This window comes from Natronobiforma cellulositropha, assembly GCF_025629245.1.
In the GTDB taxonomy this organism is placed as follows: Archaea; Halobacteriota; Halobacteria; order Halobacteriales; family Natrialbaceae; genus Natronobiforma; species Natronobiforma cellulositropha.
The window spans coordinates 91,302-108,315 of the sequence record NZ_JANZXN010000032.1 but is presented as its reverse complement, the minus strand read 5'-3'; the positions used below and the strand labels follow the sequence as shown (position 1 = coordinate 108,315).

At 64.7% G+C, this 17,014-nt stretch carries 12 protein-coding genes; 6 read left to right on the top strand and 6 right to left on the bottom strand.

Features of this window, described 5'->3' with window-relative positions; all coding sequences use genetic code 11:
- Positions 1-15: 15 nt before the first annotated feature.
- Both N0B15_RS15130 and rocF read right to left on the bottom strand, forming a co-directional pair.
- Positions 16-1,170, bottom strand: a complete 1,155-nt coding sequence (locus N0B15_RS15130; protein WP_263020551.1) for an NAD(P)/FAD-dependent oxidoreductase — start codon at positions 1,168-1,170, stop codon at positions 16-18.
- Positions 1,171-1,299: 129 nt separating this feature from the next.
- Positions 1,300-2,211 (bottom strand): arginase, encoded by a 912-nt coding sequence (rocF, locus tag N0B15_RS15125; protein WP_263020550.1) that lies wholly within the window; start codon positions 2,209-2,211, stop codon positions 1,300-1,302.
- A 144-nt stretch (positions 2,212-2,355) separates the two neighbouring features.
- Here rocF and N0B15_RS15120 point away from each other — a divergent pair, with 144 nt between their 5' ends.
- The 3 genes from N0B15_RS15120 (at position 2,356) to N0B15_RS15110 (ending at position 4,881) form a co-directional block, all read left to right on the top strand.
- Positions 2,356-3,036 (top strand): metal-dependent transcriptional regulator, encoded by a 681-nt coding sequence (locus N0B15_RS15120; protein WP_263020549.1) that lies wholly within the window; start codon positions 2,356-2,358, stop codon positions 3,034-3,036.
- A 244-nt stretch (positions 3,037-3,280) separates the two neighbouring features.
- Positions 3,281-4,210: a ZIP family metal transporter gene (locus N0B15_RS15115; protein WP_263020605.1), complete on the top strand. Its 930-nt coding sequence runs from the start codon at positions 3,281-3,283 to the stop codon at positions 4,208-4,210.
- A gap of 137 nt (positions 4,211-4,347) precedes the next feature.
- On the top strand, positions 4,348-4,881 hold the full coding sequence (locus tag N0B15_RS15110) for an Rrf2 family transcriptional regulator (RefSeq protein WP_263020548.1): 534 nt from the start codon (positions 4,348-4,350) through the stop codon (positions 4,879-4,881).
- An 18-nt stretch (positions 4,882-4,899) separates the two neighbouring features.
- On the opposite strand, the gene N0B15_RS15105 is transcribed toward N0B15_RS15110, so the two are convergent.
- From N0B15_RS15105 to gyrB, 3 genes are all read right to left on the bottom strand, one after another.
- The gene (locus N0B15_RS15105; RefSeq protein ID WP_263020547.1) at positions 4,900-5,712 is read right to left on the bottom strand and encodes an AAC(3) family N-acetyltransferase; all 813 of its coding nucleotides are present in this window, start codon (positions 5,710-5,712) and stop codon (positions 4,900-4,902) included.
- Between the two features lie 97 nt (positions 5,713-5,809).
- Positions 5,810-8,386 (bottom strand): DNA gyrase subunit A, encoded by a 2,577-nt coding sequence (gyrA, locus tag N0B15_RS15100; protein WP_263020546.1) that lies wholly within the window; start codon positions 8,384-8,386, stop codon positions 5,810-5,812.
- Positions 8,387-8,444: 58 nt separating this feature from the next.
- Positions 8,445-10,361: a DNA topoisomerase (ATP-hydrolyzing) subunit B gene (gene gyrB, locus N0B15_RS15095; protein WP_263020545.1), complete on the bottom strand. Its 1,917-nt coding sequence runs from the start codon at positions 10,359-10,361 to the stop codon at positions 8,445-8,447.
- Between the two features lie 188 nt (positions 10,362-10,549).
- On the opposite strand from gyrB, the gene N0B15_RS15090 reads away from it, so the two are divergent.
- From N0B15_RS15090 to N0B15_RS15080, 3 genes are all read left to right on the top strand, one after another.
- A complete protein-coding gene (locus N0B15_RS15090) occupies positions 10,550-12,385 on the top strand; it encodes a fibronectin type III domain-containing protein (RefSeq protein ID WP_263020544.1) in 1,836 nt (611 codons plus the stop codon).
- A 109-nt stretch (positions 12,386-12,494) separates the two neighbouring features.
- Positions 12,495-14,933 (top strand): DNA topoisomerase VI subunit B, encoded by a 2,439-nt coding sequence (locus tag N0B15_RS15085; RefSeq protein ID WP_263020543.1) that lies wholly within the window; start codon positions 12,495-12,497, stop codon positions 14,931-14,933.
- 1 nt (position 14,934) lies between these two features.
- The gene (locus tag N0B15_RS15080; RefSeq protein WP_263020542.1) at positions 14,935-16,026 is read left to right on the top strand and encodes a DNA topoisomerase IV subunit A; all 1,092 of its coding nucleotides are present in this window, start codon (positions 14,935-14,937) and stop codon (positions 16,024-16,026) included.
- Here the strand turns inward: N0B15_RS15080 and N0B15_RS15075 are convergent, their stop codons facing one another.
- Complete coding sequence (locus tag N0B15_RS15075) at positions 16,027-16,977, bottom strand: zinc ribbon domain-containing protein (protein ID WP_263020541.1); 951 nt, start codon at positions 16,975-16,977, stop codon at positions 16,027-16,029.
- Between the last annotated feature and the right edge of the window lie 37 nt (positions 16,978-17,014).

Sequence of the window (17,014 nt, the reverse complement as noted above, 5' to 3'; positions counted from 1 at the left end):
CGGCCGGATCCGCGATTAGAGCGTCGACCAGGCCGTTCGCGCCCGGCCCCAGGAGGTGAGCTTGGCGATCCAGCGGGCGGCGATGGCCTTCTTGAGCGTCTTCGCCGGGAACCCACCGAAGGTGTCGAACGGCAGCCCCTTCACGTCGTGGGCGACGGCCTTGTCGCCAACGGAGATGACGGTCCCTTTGTCGTCGAACTCCCAGGTCTTGAGTGGGCGGTTGGCGATGGCTCGAGCGATGTTTTCGCCGGCAACTTCGGCGGCCTGCCAGGCGGCCTGTGCGGTCGGTGGCGCGGGCATCTCGCCCTGGTCGATGATCGCCGAGTCGCCGATGGCGAAGACGCGCTCGTTCGAGGTCTGGAAGTTCGCCCCCGCGTTGACGCGGTTGTGCTGGTTCTCGAGGTCGACGCCGTCGAGTGCCTCGCGGCCGGTGATGCCGCCGGTCCAGACGAAGACGTCGTACTCGAGTGGCTCGCCCTCGTCGAAGTGGATGACGCCGTCTTCGGCCTCGGTGATCGGGTCGTCGGTGTGGATCGTCACGCCCGCTTCTTCGAGGAGTTTGCGCAACGCCCCCTGGATCTCGGGGTCGTTGCCGGGGAAGATCTCGTCGAGCGCCTCGACGATGTGAATCTCGAGCGGGGCGCGGTGGTTGTCGCGGAACTCGGCGATCTCACCGGCAGTCTGAATACCGGAGAGACCGGCACCGCCGACGACGATCTGGGCGGGTTCGCCGCGGGTGGCCTCCTCGCTCGCGGCCGTGATCGCGGCGTTGATCTCGAGGGCATCCTCGAGGCTCTTGAGGGTGAGCGAGTGCTCCTCGAGACCGGGAATGCCGTAGTAGGCGGTGCCGCTGCCGAGGGCAACGAGGACGTAGTCGTAGGCGACGTCGTCGCCGTCTTCGAGGTGGACGACGCGCTCGTCGACGTCGAGACCGGTGATGCGGTCTTCGATGAACGTCGTCGACGGGCCCGCAACGTCCCGGACCGGGACGGTGATGTCGGTGCGGGCGCTCGGGTCGCGGATGACGCGGTGGACTTCGTGGAGCACCAGGTGGTAGTCCGTCTCCGAGATCCACGTAATATGTGCGTTATCGTCGAGTTCCGACTGCAGCGAAGCGACCGTTCCGGCACCGGCGTATCCAGCCCCGAGAACGACGACGTTTTGGGTCATACCTCACAGTCGGAAACACTCCGATACAAAGGTGTTGAAAGCCGTATCGGTGTGCGTATCTATCACACACGGCCGGCTTTGCCACTATCTCCCGAACTCGCGGAAAGGATTGCTGGATGCGCGTACAGATCACAAGATCCGGTCGCCGAACGCGCTCGCCGTGAGTTCGCTCGCGAGTGTGGCCGTCTCGTTGTGCTGGTCGACGATCGGGTTCACCTCGACGACGTCCATCGACCGGAGGACGTTGCTGGAGTCGTCGTAGGCGGAGACCGTCTCGAGCGCCGAGTGGGCTTCCCGGTAGGTGACGCCGCCTCTGACCGGTGTGCCGACACCGGGGGCCTCCTTCGGATCGAGCCAGTCTAAGTCGAGGCTGACGTGGACGCCGTCGGTGCCGTCGGTCACGACCTCGAGTGCATCTTCGACGACGGCCGTGATGCCGCGCTGGTCGATGTCCGACATGGTGAACGCGGTCAGATCGCGCTCTCTGAGGAGATCACGCTCGTGGTCGTCGAGACTCCGCAGGCCGACGTAGGCGATGGCCGACTCGCGGACGTTTGGCGCGTAGGCCCACGGCAGGTCCGCGAACGGGCCGTGGCCCAGGACTGCCGCCAGCGGCATCCCGTGGACGTTGCCGCTTGGAGAGGTTTCGGGCGTATTGATGTCGGCGTGGGCGTCGAACCAGAGCACGCCGAGGTCCACCCCGCGCGACGCGCCGCCGATGGTGCCGATGGCCACGGAGTGATCGCCGCCGAGTACGAGCGGCGTCGCCCCCTCCTCGAGCGTCTCCGCCACCCGGTCTGCGAGTCGGATACAGACGTCTTCGACCTCGAGGATGAACTTCGCGTCGGTGCGGTCGGCGTCCGGGTCGCGCTCTTCGGCTCTCGGGACCCAGAGGTCGCCCTCGTCGGTGGGCTCGACGCCAGCACGCTCGAGTGCGTCGGCCAGTCCGGCGTAGCGGATCGCCGACGGCCCCATGTCGACGCCGCGACGGTTCGCCCCGTGGTCCATCGGTGCGCCGATGATCCGGACAGATCGCGTCATGCGTGTGGGTTCGGACGCGGGGTGCTTAACGTCCGCCGTCGATGCCGGACCCGATAGCCGTCTCCGTATCCGACGTTTGCGGGCCAAATCCAGAGACACGGTGACGGAAGGTTTAGGCGTAGACGCACCGAAACTTCGGTACTAATGATGCTGAGTGACGTGATGGAAGACTATCTCAAGGTCATCTACCAGCTTCAGCGCGGCACTGACGAGCGGATCAAGACCTCGGAGATCGCCGCCCAGCTCGAGGTCACGTCGCCGACGGTCACCAGCATGGTCGAAAAACTCGAGGAGCGAGGTCTCGTCGACCGCAAGAAGTACCACGGCGTCACCCTCACCGCCGAGGGTGAAACCGTCGCTATCGAAGTCGTACGCCACCACCGCTTGCTCGAGGCCTACCTGACCGAGCACCTCGACTACGACTGGTCGGAGGTCCACGAGGAGGCCGACCGGCTCGAACACCACATCAGCGAGGACTTCGAGGCGCGCGTCGCCGCTGCGCTCGACGACCCGGCGGTCGACCCACACGGCTCGCCCATCCCCGGCGCGGACCTACAGCCACCCGAGCCGCCGGTCGGCGACGCCGTCACAGAGTTCGAAGCGGGCGACCAGGTCGTCGTCAGAGAGGTCGCCGACCGCGACGCCGACGTGCTCTCGTACCTGGCCGACCACGGCGTCGAACCCGGCGTCGAACTCGAGATTACCGAAGTCGCCCCCTTCGGCATGGTGACCGCGCAGGCGGCAGGCCACGACGAGTCGGTCTCGCTCCCGACTGAGGTCGCGAGGCACGTCCGCGTCTCGAGTGTGACTGAAGTCGAGAGCTGAGCAGAGCAGACGGCCAGCAGACCACCAGTTCCACCGGCCGCGACGGAACAAACGTGCTGACGAACGTGGATATCTCGACCCGAAGAGCGGACAGATTGGGCCGGATCGGTACCGAGAGTGGGAAAGCCCACCGGGATTAGTTTTCGACTCGATCTAACACTCGAGAGGAAACAATTATATTTAGATGGGGCTAAAGATCCCCAATGAAGACGATACAGCCCGAATCGACGCGAGGTGGCAGTACGTGAGCGACGACCATCCACTCACGGAATCGGTCCCGAAGTGGCTGCTCGCGATCGGCCCGGTCCTGATCATCGGGATCGTCGCCATCGGTCTCTACCTGACGTGGCCGTTCAGTGATCTGGACGGCATCTCTGAGGCGAGCACGCTCGAGATTCTCTGGCTGCTGACGGTCGTTGGCGCGGTCGCCGGTATTATTCCCGTGACGATCGGGATGCTCTGGTTTCCGTACCTCAGACGGCTGGACGTGCGGGTCATCCACGGGTTCGTCGCACTCGGTGCCGGTGTCCTCGCGTTCATCGCCTTCGAGATGACCGAGGACATGTTCGAGTACGCAGGCGAGGTCGAGGGACTCTCCGTGACCGTCGGTGCCGGTGTTGGGATCGCCGTCGTCGGGGTGACGTTCGGTCTGATGTACGTCCTCAGCAACTGGCGGGAGTCGATGACCGCGCGTTCCGAAAAGAGCGGTCTCCAGATCGCCTACCTGGTGGCGTTCGCACTCGGTCTCCACAGCATCGGCGAGGGGCTGGCGATCGGTGTCTCCCTGATCAACGAGCAAGCGACGATGGTAATGTTGCTCGTCATCGGCTTCGTCATCCACAACGTCCTCGAGGGGCTGACTTGCATCGCCGCGATGGCGCGCGATCAGGTGCCGCCGCGGCTGATTCACTTCGGGGCGATCGCCGCCCTCGCTGGCGGTCCCGTCATCCTCGGTGGCTGGATCGGCAGCTTCGGCGAGACGCCACTGCTCGCGTTGGTCTTCTTCGCGGTCGCCGTCGGTGCCATCCTCCAGGCGATCGTCGAGATGGTCGGTCTCGTCAGACTCGACACCGACACACCCATCACTCGAGTCACTGCGTCGACGTTCGTCGCGGGGTTCTTCCTCATGTTCCTCTTAGAGGACGTGATCGTCGGTGGATACATCGTCCCCTGAGCGCTCGAGAGAGCGCTGTAGCGGGGGCGGGACGTACCAATGAGAAACGTTTACTACGTAGGCGGCAAATGAAAAAATCGACGGGAGTAGTCGGTCAACCCATCGGATTTAAGGAAATCTATTACGAAGCATTCCCCATGTCATCAATCGAACTCACCCCTAGCCAGAAGAAAATTTTGCGCGCCCTGACGAACTTACACAAGGCCTCCGAAGACGCCATCAAAGGCGAAGACATCGCAGAACAGGTCGACCGCAACCCCGGGACCATCCGCAACCAGATGCAGAGCCTGAAAGCCCTCCAACTGGTCGAAGGTGTCCCCGGTCCCAAAGGCGGCTACAAACCGACCGCGACCGCCTACGAAGCACTCGAGATCCAGCAGATGGACGACCCCGCGGCCGTCCCCATCCGACACGAGGGCGAGGACGTCGAGGACGTCATCGTCGAGGAGATCGACCTCTCGAGCGTCCACCACCCCGAACTCTGCCGCGCGGAGATCCACATCCAGGGCTCGATCGGCGACATCCACGAGGACGACTCGATCACCGTCGGCCCGACACCGCTGTCGAAACTCCGCATCAAAGGCAGCGTCGACGGCAAAGACGACACGAACAACATCCTCATCCTGCGCATCGACGAGATGGTCGCGCCGGCAGAAGAACCCGAGCACTGATCTCTTCGGTCTCTCGACTCAGCGGTTCGTCTCGAACCACTCGACGGCGAAGTCGACGAGCGCGCGCTGGTCGATCAGTCGCGCCGTCGCCGCACCCACCGTCCCGACGGTGACCGCCTCCGCACACTCGCGCTCGAACGCCGCACCCAGCGCGGCGAAGTCGTCGGTCGACCCGCGCGTACTCTCGTACTCGACCCAGACACGCTCGCCGTCGACCAGCACCGGCCCGCCGTCCCGGTCGGTTCCAGCCACCGAGGGGGCACGAACCTCCGCCAAGTGCAGCGACGTGTTGGTCTCGTAGCCGACACCCAGGAGGAGGATACTTCCCTCGAGGTCGAAGACGCGCGCCAGCGGCGAGCGCTCGCCGAAACGCTCCTCGAGGCTGTGGTCGGCGACGACGGATTCCGCATCGTGGCCCCACGCGGCGAACGAGACTGCCGGATGGGCGCTGCGGACCGTCTCGGGATAGGTCCTGAAACACTCGGGAACCCGGCCCATCCCGCGCGTCGGCGTGACCTCGGGGCGGTACGGCGGCATCGTCTCGCGGACGCGCTCGTGCCACGACTCGGGAATCGGTGGTTCGGCCCAGTCACCCGGATCGGTGTAGTCACTCGAGTGTGTCGGCATCACCAGCGTCCCCGACTCGGTGAGTGCGGCCTGCAGGGCGTCGACGACCGCGGGCGCACCTCCACAGACCCACCCCAGCGCGCTCAGCGAGGAGTGGACCAGGAGGGTATCGCCCACACGCACGCCCAGCGCCTCGAGGTCCTCGGTGATCGACGCGACCGTCACCGGTTCCTCGACGCGCTCGACGGCTTCGCGTTCGCTCATACACACTCCTCGCACATCACCGCTACAACGGTTTCGACTCGCTCGAGCGGACAACCCCGGCGAGTCACCGACTCCGGACAGAAATCGCCCTCGGCGGTCAGTCGCCGCTGTCGTCCGTCGCGTCGTCGTCTGCCGTCGCCTCGTCCGCTGCGTCACCGTCCGTCGAATCCGCCGACGCTTCGTCGTCGGTCTCCTCGTCCGTCGGTTCGGCGTCGCCTTCGGGTGTGCCCGCCGGAACCACGTCGACGCTCGCGACGGCGTCACCCTCGGCGACGTCCATGACGGTGACGCCCATGGTGTTGCGGCCGACGGCCGAGATCTCGCCCGCCCGCGTGCGCATGATCTGACCGCGCTCGCTCATCATGACGAGGTGGTCGTCTTCGGTGACCGCCTTGATCGCCGTGACGGGACCGTTGCGGTCGTTGGTCTTGATGTCGATCAGCCCCTTGCCGTAGCGCGACTGGGTGCGGTACGCAGAGAGGAGTGTCCGCTTGCCGTAGCCGTTTCGCGTCACCGTCAACAGCGCGCGGTCGTCGCCGCCGTCGGTCGCGACCAGACCCGCGACCGCGTCGTCGTCCTCGAGTTTGATCCCGCGGACGCCACGGGCGTTTCGCCCCATCGCGCGGACTTCGTCCTCGTCGAAACGGATGGTCATCCCGCCTTCGGTCGCGACGACGAGATCTTTCGTCCCGTCGGTGACCTCCACGTCGACGAGTTCGTCACCCTCCTCGAGACTCGCAGCGATCTTGCCGTTCGACTGGATGTTGGTGAACTCCGTCCCGGCGGTGCGTTTGACGTAGCCGTCTCTGGTGACCATCGTCACCCGCTCGTTCGGGGCGAACTCGTCGGTGTCGACGACCGCCGTGATGTTCTCGCCGTTCTCGAGGTCGAGGATGTTGACCGCGGATTTGCCGCGGGCGGTCCGGCTCATTTCCGGAATCTCGTAGGTCTTGAGCCGGTAGACCTTGCCGTGGTTCGTAAAGCACAGCAGGTAGTCGTGGGTGTTCGCCCGGAAGACGGCGGCGACGCGGTCGTCGTCTTTGACGTCCGCGCCGATGATCCCCTTCCCGCCGCGGCCCTGGGCGTCGAATGCGTCGACCGGCATCCGCTTGACGTAGTCGTCTTCGGTCATGACGACGAAGACGTCCTCCTGGGGAATGAGGTCCTCGTGGGTGACCGTCCCGTCGTCCTCGAGAATCGAGGTCCGCCGGTCGTCCCCGTACTCGGCTTTGATCTCGAGTAACTCCTCGGTGATGACCTCGAGCAGTCGCTCCTCGCTGCCGAGGATGGTCTCGAGACGGTCGATTTCGGCGGTGACCTCCTCGTACTCGGCTTCGATTTCGGCCGACTCCATCGAGGTGAGGCTGCCGAGTTGCATCCGGACGATGTGTTCGGCCTGTGGCGCAGAGAAGTCGAACGTCTCCGACAGTGCCTCTTTCGCCGCGTCGCGGTCCTCGGAGTTGCGAATGAGGTCGACGACCTCGTCGACGTTCTCGAGCGCCTTGAGACGGCCCTCTAAGATGTGTGCGCGCTCTTCGGCCTCGTTCAGGTCGTACTCGCTGCGTCTGCGGACGACTTCGCGCCGGTGGGCGAGGTACTCCTCTAGGGTCTCTTTGAGCGTGAGCACTTTCGGCTGGCCGTCGACCAGCGAGAGGTTGATGACGCCGAAGGTCCGCTCTAGGTGGTTCTCGAGCAGTTTGTTCTCGACGACGTCGGTGTTCGCACCGCGTTTGAGGTCGATGACGACGCGGACGCCGTCTCTGTCGGATTCGTCCCGGAGGTCGCTGATTCCCTCGAGGTCGCCGTCGTTGACGTCGTCGGCGATGCGCTCGACCATGCGAGCCTTGTTCGCCTGGTAGGGAACCTCGGTGATGACGATGCGGTCGCGGTCGGGTTTCCACTCTTCGACCTCGTACTCGGCGCGGACGCGGATGCGCCCGCGGCCGGTGGCGTAGGCGGAGTAGATGGCGTCACGGCCGACGATGTTCGCTCCGGTCGGGAAGTCGGGACCCTTGACGTGTTCCATCAGCCCTTCGACGGCGATGTCGGGGTCTTCGATGAGCGCGACCGTCGCGTCGATGATCTCACCCAGATTGTGCGGCGGGATGTTCGTCGACATGCCGACGGCGATGCCCGAGGAGCCGTTGACCAGCAGGTTCGGAAACGCCGCGGGGAGGACTGCTGGCTCCTGGAGGCGGTCGTCGTAGTTCGACGCGAAGTCGACGGTGTCTCTCTCGATGTCCTCGAGTAACTCCTCGGCGATGGAGGCCATGCGCGCCTCGGTGTATCGCATCGCCGCGGCGGGGTCACCGTCCATCGAACCGAAGTTGCCCTGGCTGTCGATCAGCGGATAGCGCATCGAGAAGTCCTGGGCCATCCGGACGAGCGTGTCGTAGATCGCCTGGTCGCCGTGTGGGTGGTAGTCACCCATCGTCTCGCCGACGATCGAGGAACACTTGCGGTGGCTCGTATTCGACGTGATGCCCATCTCGTTCATCGCGTAGAGGATGCGCCGGTGGACGGGTTTGAGACCGTCACGAACGTCGGGCAGGGCGCGCCCCGCGATGACGCTCATCGCGTAGTCGATGTAGGACTGTTCCATCTCGTCTTCGATGCGGACGGTCTCGACCGACCGCGCCTGGATGTCTGTCGGGTCTGGTATCTCTGAACTCATGTATCTGCGATCACTGCTGTCGTCTCGTCGGTCAGGTCGTCTGCCAGTGCTCGAGCCATCAGATGTCGATCCACTCCGCCTCGGGTGCGTGGTCCTGGATGAACTGTTTGCGTGGCTCGACGGCGTCGCCCATCAACACGGAGAACATCTTGTCGGCCGCCGCCGCGTCCTCGACGGTGATCTGCTTGAGAATGCGGTTCTCGGGATTCATCGTCGTATCCCACAACTGCTGGGGGTTCATCTCGCCGAGTCCCTTGAAGCGCTGGATCTGGGAGGGGTTGCCGTTGCACTGCTCTTCGACGATCTCGTCGCGTTCTGCGTCGGTCATCGCGTCGTAGGTCTCGCCACGGTAGCGGATACGGTACAGCGGCGGCTGAGTCGCGTAGACGTAGCCACCCTCGAGCAGCGGGCGCATGTGTCGGTAGAAGAACGTCAGCAAGAGGGTACGGATGTGTGCCCCGTCGACGTCGGCGTCAGTCGCGATGATGATCTTCTTGTAGCGGATCGACTCGACGTCGAACTCGTCGCCGATGCCCGCGCCGATGGCCGTGATCATATTTCGAATCTGCTCGTTCTCGAGGATCCGGTCGAGGCGGTGTTTCTCGACGTTGAGTACCTTCCCGCGAATGGGGAGGACGGCCTGAAACTCGGGGTTTCTGGCCTGTTTGGCGCTGCCGCCTGCGGAGTCACCCTCGGCGATGAATAGCTCTGCGTCCTCGGGATCTTTGGTCTGGCAGTCGGCGAGTTTGCCGGGCAGCGACGTCGAGTCGAGTGCGGACTTCCGGCGGGTCAGCTCCTCGGCCTTCTTCGCGGCCTTGCGCGCCTTCGCCGCCTCGACGGCCTTCATGACGACGGCCTGTGCGGTTCCGGGGTTCTCCTCGAAGTAGGTGCTGAGTCCGCGGTGGACGGTGCTCTCGGTGATTCCCCGTACTTCGGAGTTGCCGAGTTTCGTCTTCGTCTGGCCCTCGAACTGCGGATCGGGGTGTTTGATCGAGATGACCGCCGTCAGCCCCTCGCGGATGTCCTCACCGCGGAGATTCTCGTCGATGTCCGAGAGGAGGTCGTTCTCGTTGGCGTAGTCGTTTACCACGCGCGTGAGAGCGGTCTTGAACCCGGTGAGGTGGGTGCCGCCCTCGCGCGTGTTGATGTTGTTCGCGAAGGCGTGAATCGACCCCTGGAGTTCTTCGGTCGCCTGCATCGCGACCTCGACCTGGATGTTCTGGTCTTCGCCCTCGAAGTAGACGATGCCGTCGTGCATCGCCGCCCGCGTCTCGTTCAGGTACTCGACGAACTCGCGGATGCCGCCTTCGTACTCGTAGGTCTCCGCGGTCACCTCCTCGCCGCGCTCGTCACGCAGCGTGATGCGAACGCCCGAGTTGAGAAAGGCGAGTTCGCGCAGGCGGTTCGAGAGCGTCGAGAACGCGAAGTCGGTCGTCTCGAAGATGTCGGCGTCGGGCCAGAACGTGATCTGGGTTCCCGACGACTCACCCTCGAGGTCCCGGAGCCGTTCCATGTCGCCGACCGGTTCGCCGTACTCGAAGGCGTGGGAGAAGACGCCGCCGTCGCGGGCGACTTCGACCTCGAGTCGGCTCGAGAGGGCGTTGACGACGCTGACGCCGACGCCGTGGAGACCGCCGGAGACCTGGTAGGATTTGTTGTCGAACTTGCCACCAGCGTGGAGCACCGTCAAGATCACCTCGAGTGCGGGGCGGTCGTACTCGGCGTGTGTGTCGACGGGAATGCCGCGGCCATCGTCGGCGACGGTCACCGACCCATCGTCGCCGATGGTGACGGTGATGTCGTCGCAGTGGCCTGCGAGCGCTTCGTCGATGGAGTTGTCGACCACTTCGTAGACGAGGTGGTGTAACCCTCGGGAGTCTGTAGAACCGATGTACATCGCCGGACGCTTCCGAACCGCTTCCAGACCCTCGAGGACCTGGATCTGTCCGGCGCCGTACTCACTATCCTGGGACATGAGAAACCTATCTCGGGGTAGCAGATGCACCCCTATAAAACTCACGTGTACGCGCTAGCGCGCGAGCGCGTGAGCGAAGCCGTCCGTCGCTCCGTGGTACCACTTCGCAACAGACGCGGTCGGACACGCGAATTCCATCTCGTCGTGTGGTTAAATTATTTATGGTGTGATTGATTAGAAATTAGTACATGTGTCCAAACGGTCCCCCACCGACCGGCACCGACGAACGAACTCACCGGAGGCGAACCCGGACGGACCGCACCGCTCGAGGCGAGCAGCCAACCCGGCGGTCCGTTCTCGCGTCGCTCGCGGCGGGCGGTGCGCTCGCGGCCTCGCTCACACCGTCGGGAGTGGGCGCGGAGCCTGCGGCCGACGACGAGCGGCCGGCTGCACCGACGGGACTCGAGTCGGTCGCCCCCACCGTCGCCGACGGCATCGATCTCCGCTGGGACGTCCCGTCCGATCCCTGTCAGACAGATATCGATCACTACCTCGTCACCAGAGCAGGCGACGAGGTGGCGCAGGTTCCCGTCGGCATTAGTCGGGCGCGAATCGACCCGGCGACGGCGGGCGAAGAACCCGCCGAGTACGGCGTCATCGCCGTCGACGAGCAGGGGCGGGCGTCGTCACCAGCGACGACAGAAGCCGCCGCCGAGTCGAGTGATGCACCCGTCCGACTCGAGCCCGTGCCCCGGGTCGACGGCTCGGCCGTCTCGACGGTCGAACCGGCACAGGAGGTCTCGGTCGACCTCGTCGTGCGAGCGGAATCGGAAGACCTGACGTCGCTCGAGGAGCTCGATTGGCTCTTCGAGCTCTCGGCACCGTGTGCCGTCCAACTCCTCGACGTCTCGTACGGTGAGGCGGTGACTGGATACCACGAAGCAGATATCGGCCGCGATGGCGAAATCTTCTTCTACGCGTGGGAGTTCGCCGACGACGTCGGCGACGAGTTCGTCATCGCGACCATCGACCTGGCGACTCGCCAGGCGGGTGCGACCGAACTGCGTATCGACCACGCCGAGGGTATCGACGAGACACACGAGTACCTCGTCGATGTCGGCGACTGGCAGCCACTCACGATCGAGCCAGCGTCTTCGGACGGGCCACCGGCACCCACGAACTTCCGGGCCGGAGGCGGTGTCAGTAGCTCGCTCGAGCTTCGCTGGGATAGCGTCGAGAATCCGTGTGAGACCGACGTCTCACACTATTCGGTCTCGGTCGACGGCACCGAAGAGCGGACGGTTCCAGTCGGCGTCGACGCCGCAAGGGTCTCTCCTGTCACGGACGACCCGCACCCGATCACCGTCCGCGCCGTCGATCACGACGGCGTCGAGTCGCCACCGGCACTCGAGTACATCGGCGGCACCCTCGTCTCGGACCCGGGTCTGCTACTCAACGCGGAGCCGTCAGCCGACGAGATTCTGACCGGTGAGCGAGTCGAAGTGTCACTGGAACTGTCGTCGCTGATGGTCCAGATACCACACCGGTTCGAGTACGAGGTGCGCGTCTCTATCTCGTCACCCTGTGCGGCGCAAATCACGGATGTCTCCGCCCCCGATTTGACACCGGTCTACGACCTGTACGACCAAACGACATCGATCGCGGCGGATGGGTCGTCGGCGACGATCACCAATGGTGTGTTCAAAGATGATGAACAATCGTGGCTCAGGATCGCCACCGTCGAACTGACCGGGGTCGAGCCCGGCCACACCAGAATCAGCGCCTCACTACCACACACAGAGAACGACGACATCCGTGCCATGCCACAGTGGAACACACTCGAGGTCGTCGAACGGCCCGACCTCCCACCGGTCGGGGTGAGCGACGAGCCGCCTCAGGACTTCGACGGCGACGGACTGTACCGCGATATCGACGGCACGGGACGCGTCGGCTTCAACGACGTGACGACCCTCTTCGAGAACCTCGAGGAGCCGGAGATTACGGAGTACGCGACGTACTACGACTTCTCCGGCAGTGGTGAGGTCGGCTTCGACGACGTGATCGCGCTCTTCGAGTCGCTCTGATCGAAACGCACACAGCGGTACCTGAGGTCCCACGCTGGCCACCGACGCAACAGTTCACTTTCACTCCGGTAACGCACACCTTTTAGCCCTCCCATTAGTAGTAGAGGCGATGACGTCGCTCCAGTCGACACTCGGCGACGAGCCGGGGATCGCCGAAGAGCTCGCTTCGAATCAGCGAGCGATCTCCATCGCCGAGTTCTTCGAGAAGAACAAACACATGCTCGGCTTCGACAGCGGCGCTCGAGGCCTCGTGACGGCCGTCAAAGAGGCCGTCGACAACGCCCTGGACGCCGCCGAAGAGGCCGGCATTCTCCCGGATATCTACGTCGAAATCAGAGAGGAGGGAGACTACTACCGGCTGATCGTCGAGGACAATGGTCCCGGTCTCACGAAAGAATCGCTGCCGAAGGTCTTCGGGAAACTGCTCTACGGCTCTCGCTTTCACCGGCGCGAACAGGCCCGGGGTCAGCAGGGGATCGGTATCTCGGCGGCCGTCCTCTACTCGCAGCTGACCAGCGGGAAACCCGCGAAGATCACCAGCCGAACCCAGGGGGCCGCCCAGGCCGAGTACTTCGAACTCATCATCGACACCGACGAGAACGAACCCGAGATCAGCGTCGAGAAGGCGACCCGCTGGGACCGCCCCCACGGAACGCGCATCGACCTCGAGATGGAGGCCAACATGCGCGCCCGCCAGCAGCTCCACGATTACATCAAGCACACGGCGGTCGTCAACCCTCACGCGCGTCTGGAACTCAGAGAGCCACAGGAACACTTCAAATTCGAGCGCGCGACCGACCAGCTCCCCGAGGAGACCGAAGAGATTCGGCCCCACCCACACGGCGTCGAACTCGGCACCGTGATCAAGATGTTGAACGCGACCGACTCCCACTCGGTCTCGGGCTTCCTCCAGAACGAGTTCACCCGCGTGGGCAAGAAGACCGCCGAGAGCGTCATCGACGCCTTCCGCGACCGCCACTTCGGCCGCGAGATGACCTGGCGACCGCCGGCGGGCCACGAGAGAAGCGTCTCGAGCGCCGTCACCGAAGCCACCGTCAACAAGGGCCAGGAGGCGACCGCCGCCTTCGCCGACGGCATCGACGACGACCTCTCGAGTCGCGAGCGAGTCAGTCACCACGAACTGGTGGCGGCCGTCGACGCGAGCGCCGACGCGGTCGAAGCCGACACCGGAACGACCTTCGGCACGACGGTCCGGGAGAACGCCGTCGAGGCCGCCTGGGGAGCGACCTGCGGGCTCGAGGAGGAAGCCGACGACGCTCTCGAGGAGAGTCGCCTCGTCGGGGACCTCTACGACCTGGTCGACGGCGCGACGAGTACGCGCAAGGACGACGAGGTCGTCCACGCCTTCGCCGTCCGCCTCGCGGGGAAGTTCGCCGACGAGGAGGATCAGCGACACCGACTCACCGAGAAGACGCTCGAGGCGTTCGTCGACCGGGCGGCGGAGCTCACCGAGGAGTACGACGACGTCACCTTCGGAGAGACTGCGCGTGAGAACGTCGTCGAGGCGGTCTGGGCGGTAATGGTCACCGTCCCCGACGACCCGCCGCTCGTGCGCGAACTCGCCGACGACCGCGACGGCGCGAGCGACCTCGTCGAGGGGATGCGCGCGACGGACATCATGGCACCGCCGACGCGCTGTCTCTCGCCCATCTCGGCCGACCTCATCGAGGCGGGGCTCAGAAAGGAGTTCGACGCGGACTTCTACGCCGCGGCGACCAGGGACGCAGGCGTCTCCGGTGGCGATCCGTTCGTCGTCGAGGCGGGCATCGCCTACGGCGGCGAGTTGGAGGCGGAAGGGAGCGCGAACATCCTCCGTTTCGCCAACCGCGTCCCGCTGGTCTACCAGCGCGGGGCGTGTGCGACGACCGACGTCGTCAAACGGATCGGCTGGCGCAACTACGGTCTCGACCAGCCAGGTGGCAGCGGCGTCCCGAACGGACCCGTCGTCATCATGGTCCACGTCGCCTCGACGAACGTCCCCTTCACGAGCGAGTCGAAAGACGCGGTCGCGAACGTCCCCGAGATCGAAGACGAGATCGAACTCGCGATCCGCGAGGCGTCCAGAGAGCTGAAACGCTACCTGAACAAGCGCCGCTCGATGCAAAAGCGCCGACAGAAACAGACCGTCCTCGGGGCGATCCTCCCCGAGATGGCGACGAAAGTCGCCGAGGTGACCGGCAATCCGGAGCCGAACATCGACGACGCCATCGCCCGCATCATGAACAACGTCCTCGTCGAGCGCCACGTAGAGACCAACGGCGACGGCCAGGCCGTCAAACTCGTCGTCGAGAACCACTCGAGTACGAACGAGTCACTCGAGATCACCGACATCGTCACCGCCGAACCGACGAACCTGAGCGACGGCGCGAGCGTCGTCGAGATGGACGGCGAGTGGTTCGTCTCCTGGAACCCGACCGTCGGCGGCGGCGAGGAGAGTGCGCTCAGCTACGACGTCTCGAGCGACGCTGCGTTCGACGTCGACGTCAAGGGTGTCGAGAGCGAGAAACTGACGGTGACGGAGAACTAATATGAGCACAGAGACAGACCAGCAGGCACGCGAGCAACTGATCGACCTCGCTGCACAGTTTTACGACCAGTTCCAGCTGGGGGAGATTCCCCACATGGACGTCCCGACGCGAACCAAGAGCAACATCGAACTCGACGAGGACCTCGGCGTGTGGGTCTACGGCGACCGCACCTCGAGACGCTCTGCGAACTCCGTTGCCGGGGCGAGAAAGCTCCTGAAGGCCGTCTACACCATCGAGTTCCTCGCCCACCAGCTCGAGGAGAACCGCTCGTCGACGCTGCGTGAACTCTACTACATCTCCGAGAGCTGGGACAACGAGAACGCCCACTTCAACGACCAGGACGAGTCGAACCAGCTGATCGAGGACTTAGAGATCGTCTCCGCGGTCACGCGCGAGGACTTCCACATGCGCCCCGAGGAGTCGGGGGCGACCGTCCTCGGCCCGCTCCACCTCCTCGAGCAGACCCGCCGTGGCGAGCGCGAAATCCACTGTCAGGAGGACGTCGGCGAGGGTGGCTACCAGATTCCGAACAATCCCGACACCATCGAGTTTCTCGACCACGACGCCGAGTTCATCTTGGCGGTCGAGACCGGCGGAATGCGCGACCGGCTGGTCGAGAACGGCTTCGACGAGGACTACGGCGCGCTCATCGTCCACCTCGGCGGCCAGCCAGCGCGCGCGACCCGACGGATCATCAAACGCCTCCACGACGAACTCGAGATTCCGGTCACGGTCTTCGCCGACGGCGACCCCTGGTCCTATCGCATCTACGGCTCGGTCGCCTACGGCTCGATCAAATCCGCCCACCTCTCGGAGTACCTCGCGACCCCCGAAGCCCAGTACATCGGCATCCAGCCCGAAGACATCGTCGAGTACGACCTGCCGACCGACCCGCTCAGCGACTCCGATACGAACGCCTTAGAGAGCGAACTCGAGGACCCCCGCTTCCAGACCGACTACTGGGAAGAGCAGATCGAACTCCAGCTCGAAATCGAGAAGAAGGCAGAACAGCAGGCGCTCGCCTCCTACGGTCTGGACTTCGTCACCGACACCTACCTCCCCGAACGGCTCTCGGCGATGGGCATCATCTGATCACTCGCGTTCGGGTTCTGCATCCGTTTCGGTCGACTCGCGAGCCGTTGCAGCGTCGAGCGACGGTTCGGTTGTCGACTCGAGTGAGGCCGAATCGGTGAGGCCAGGCGTCTCGTCGGCCACCGTCGACGGCTCGAACTCGGCCTGGAGACAGCGCCGACAGTAGTGGTTCGTCCCCCCTCGGTCAGTCGTGAGCGGGACGCCGAAGAGGGCGAACTCCTTCTGGTAGGTGCGGGCGACGCCCTCCTCGATGGCACAGCCACAGCTCGTACACGGCTCGTCGGGTGCGGTGATCGCCTCCTCTTCGACCGAGCGAACCCAGCCGAAGTCCGTGAGCGAGCGCCGGTTCGCCAGTCTCGCACGTACCGGTGGCAGGAGACCGACGGCGGTGAGCGCGAGCGCGAACGCGACGCCGTAGAGCAACCCGGCGACGAGTGGCGAGGAAACCAGCAGCGAGACGCCGATGGCGAAGGCGATGGCGAGCCAGAGGAGCAGGACGCTGGCGATCGTCTGCGAGTGTGACCCGCTACTGGAACGGGCACTCGAGGAGGTGCCAGCGGTGTCGACGTAGTCGGGCCAGAGGACGATGCGCTCGGCGGCGACGTAGTAACAGTAGAGCGCCAGCAGTGCGTTGCCAGCGCCCAGGGTGAGCGCGAACGTAAACAGCGCGGTGAAGAAGTGAGCACCCATCGTACCGAAGTCACGTCTGACCATCACCGCGTGGTCGCCCTCGTCGGTCTCGAGTTCCCAGCCTGCCGCGAGTGCCTTCTCGATGCGGTACTCGAGGACCTCGCGGTCGGAGACGGAGGTGCGTTTCGGGCGGTGCATCGCCGAGCAGTCGGCCCCGCAGTTCGGACAGAAGTTCATCGACGCCGTGAGCGCCTCGCCGCAGTTCGTACAGTACGATGGCGAGGCGTCCCCGGTGGAGGAGTCGGGGCGGTCACGGCTCATATCCGAGAACAGGACAACGACACAACTAATACTTTCG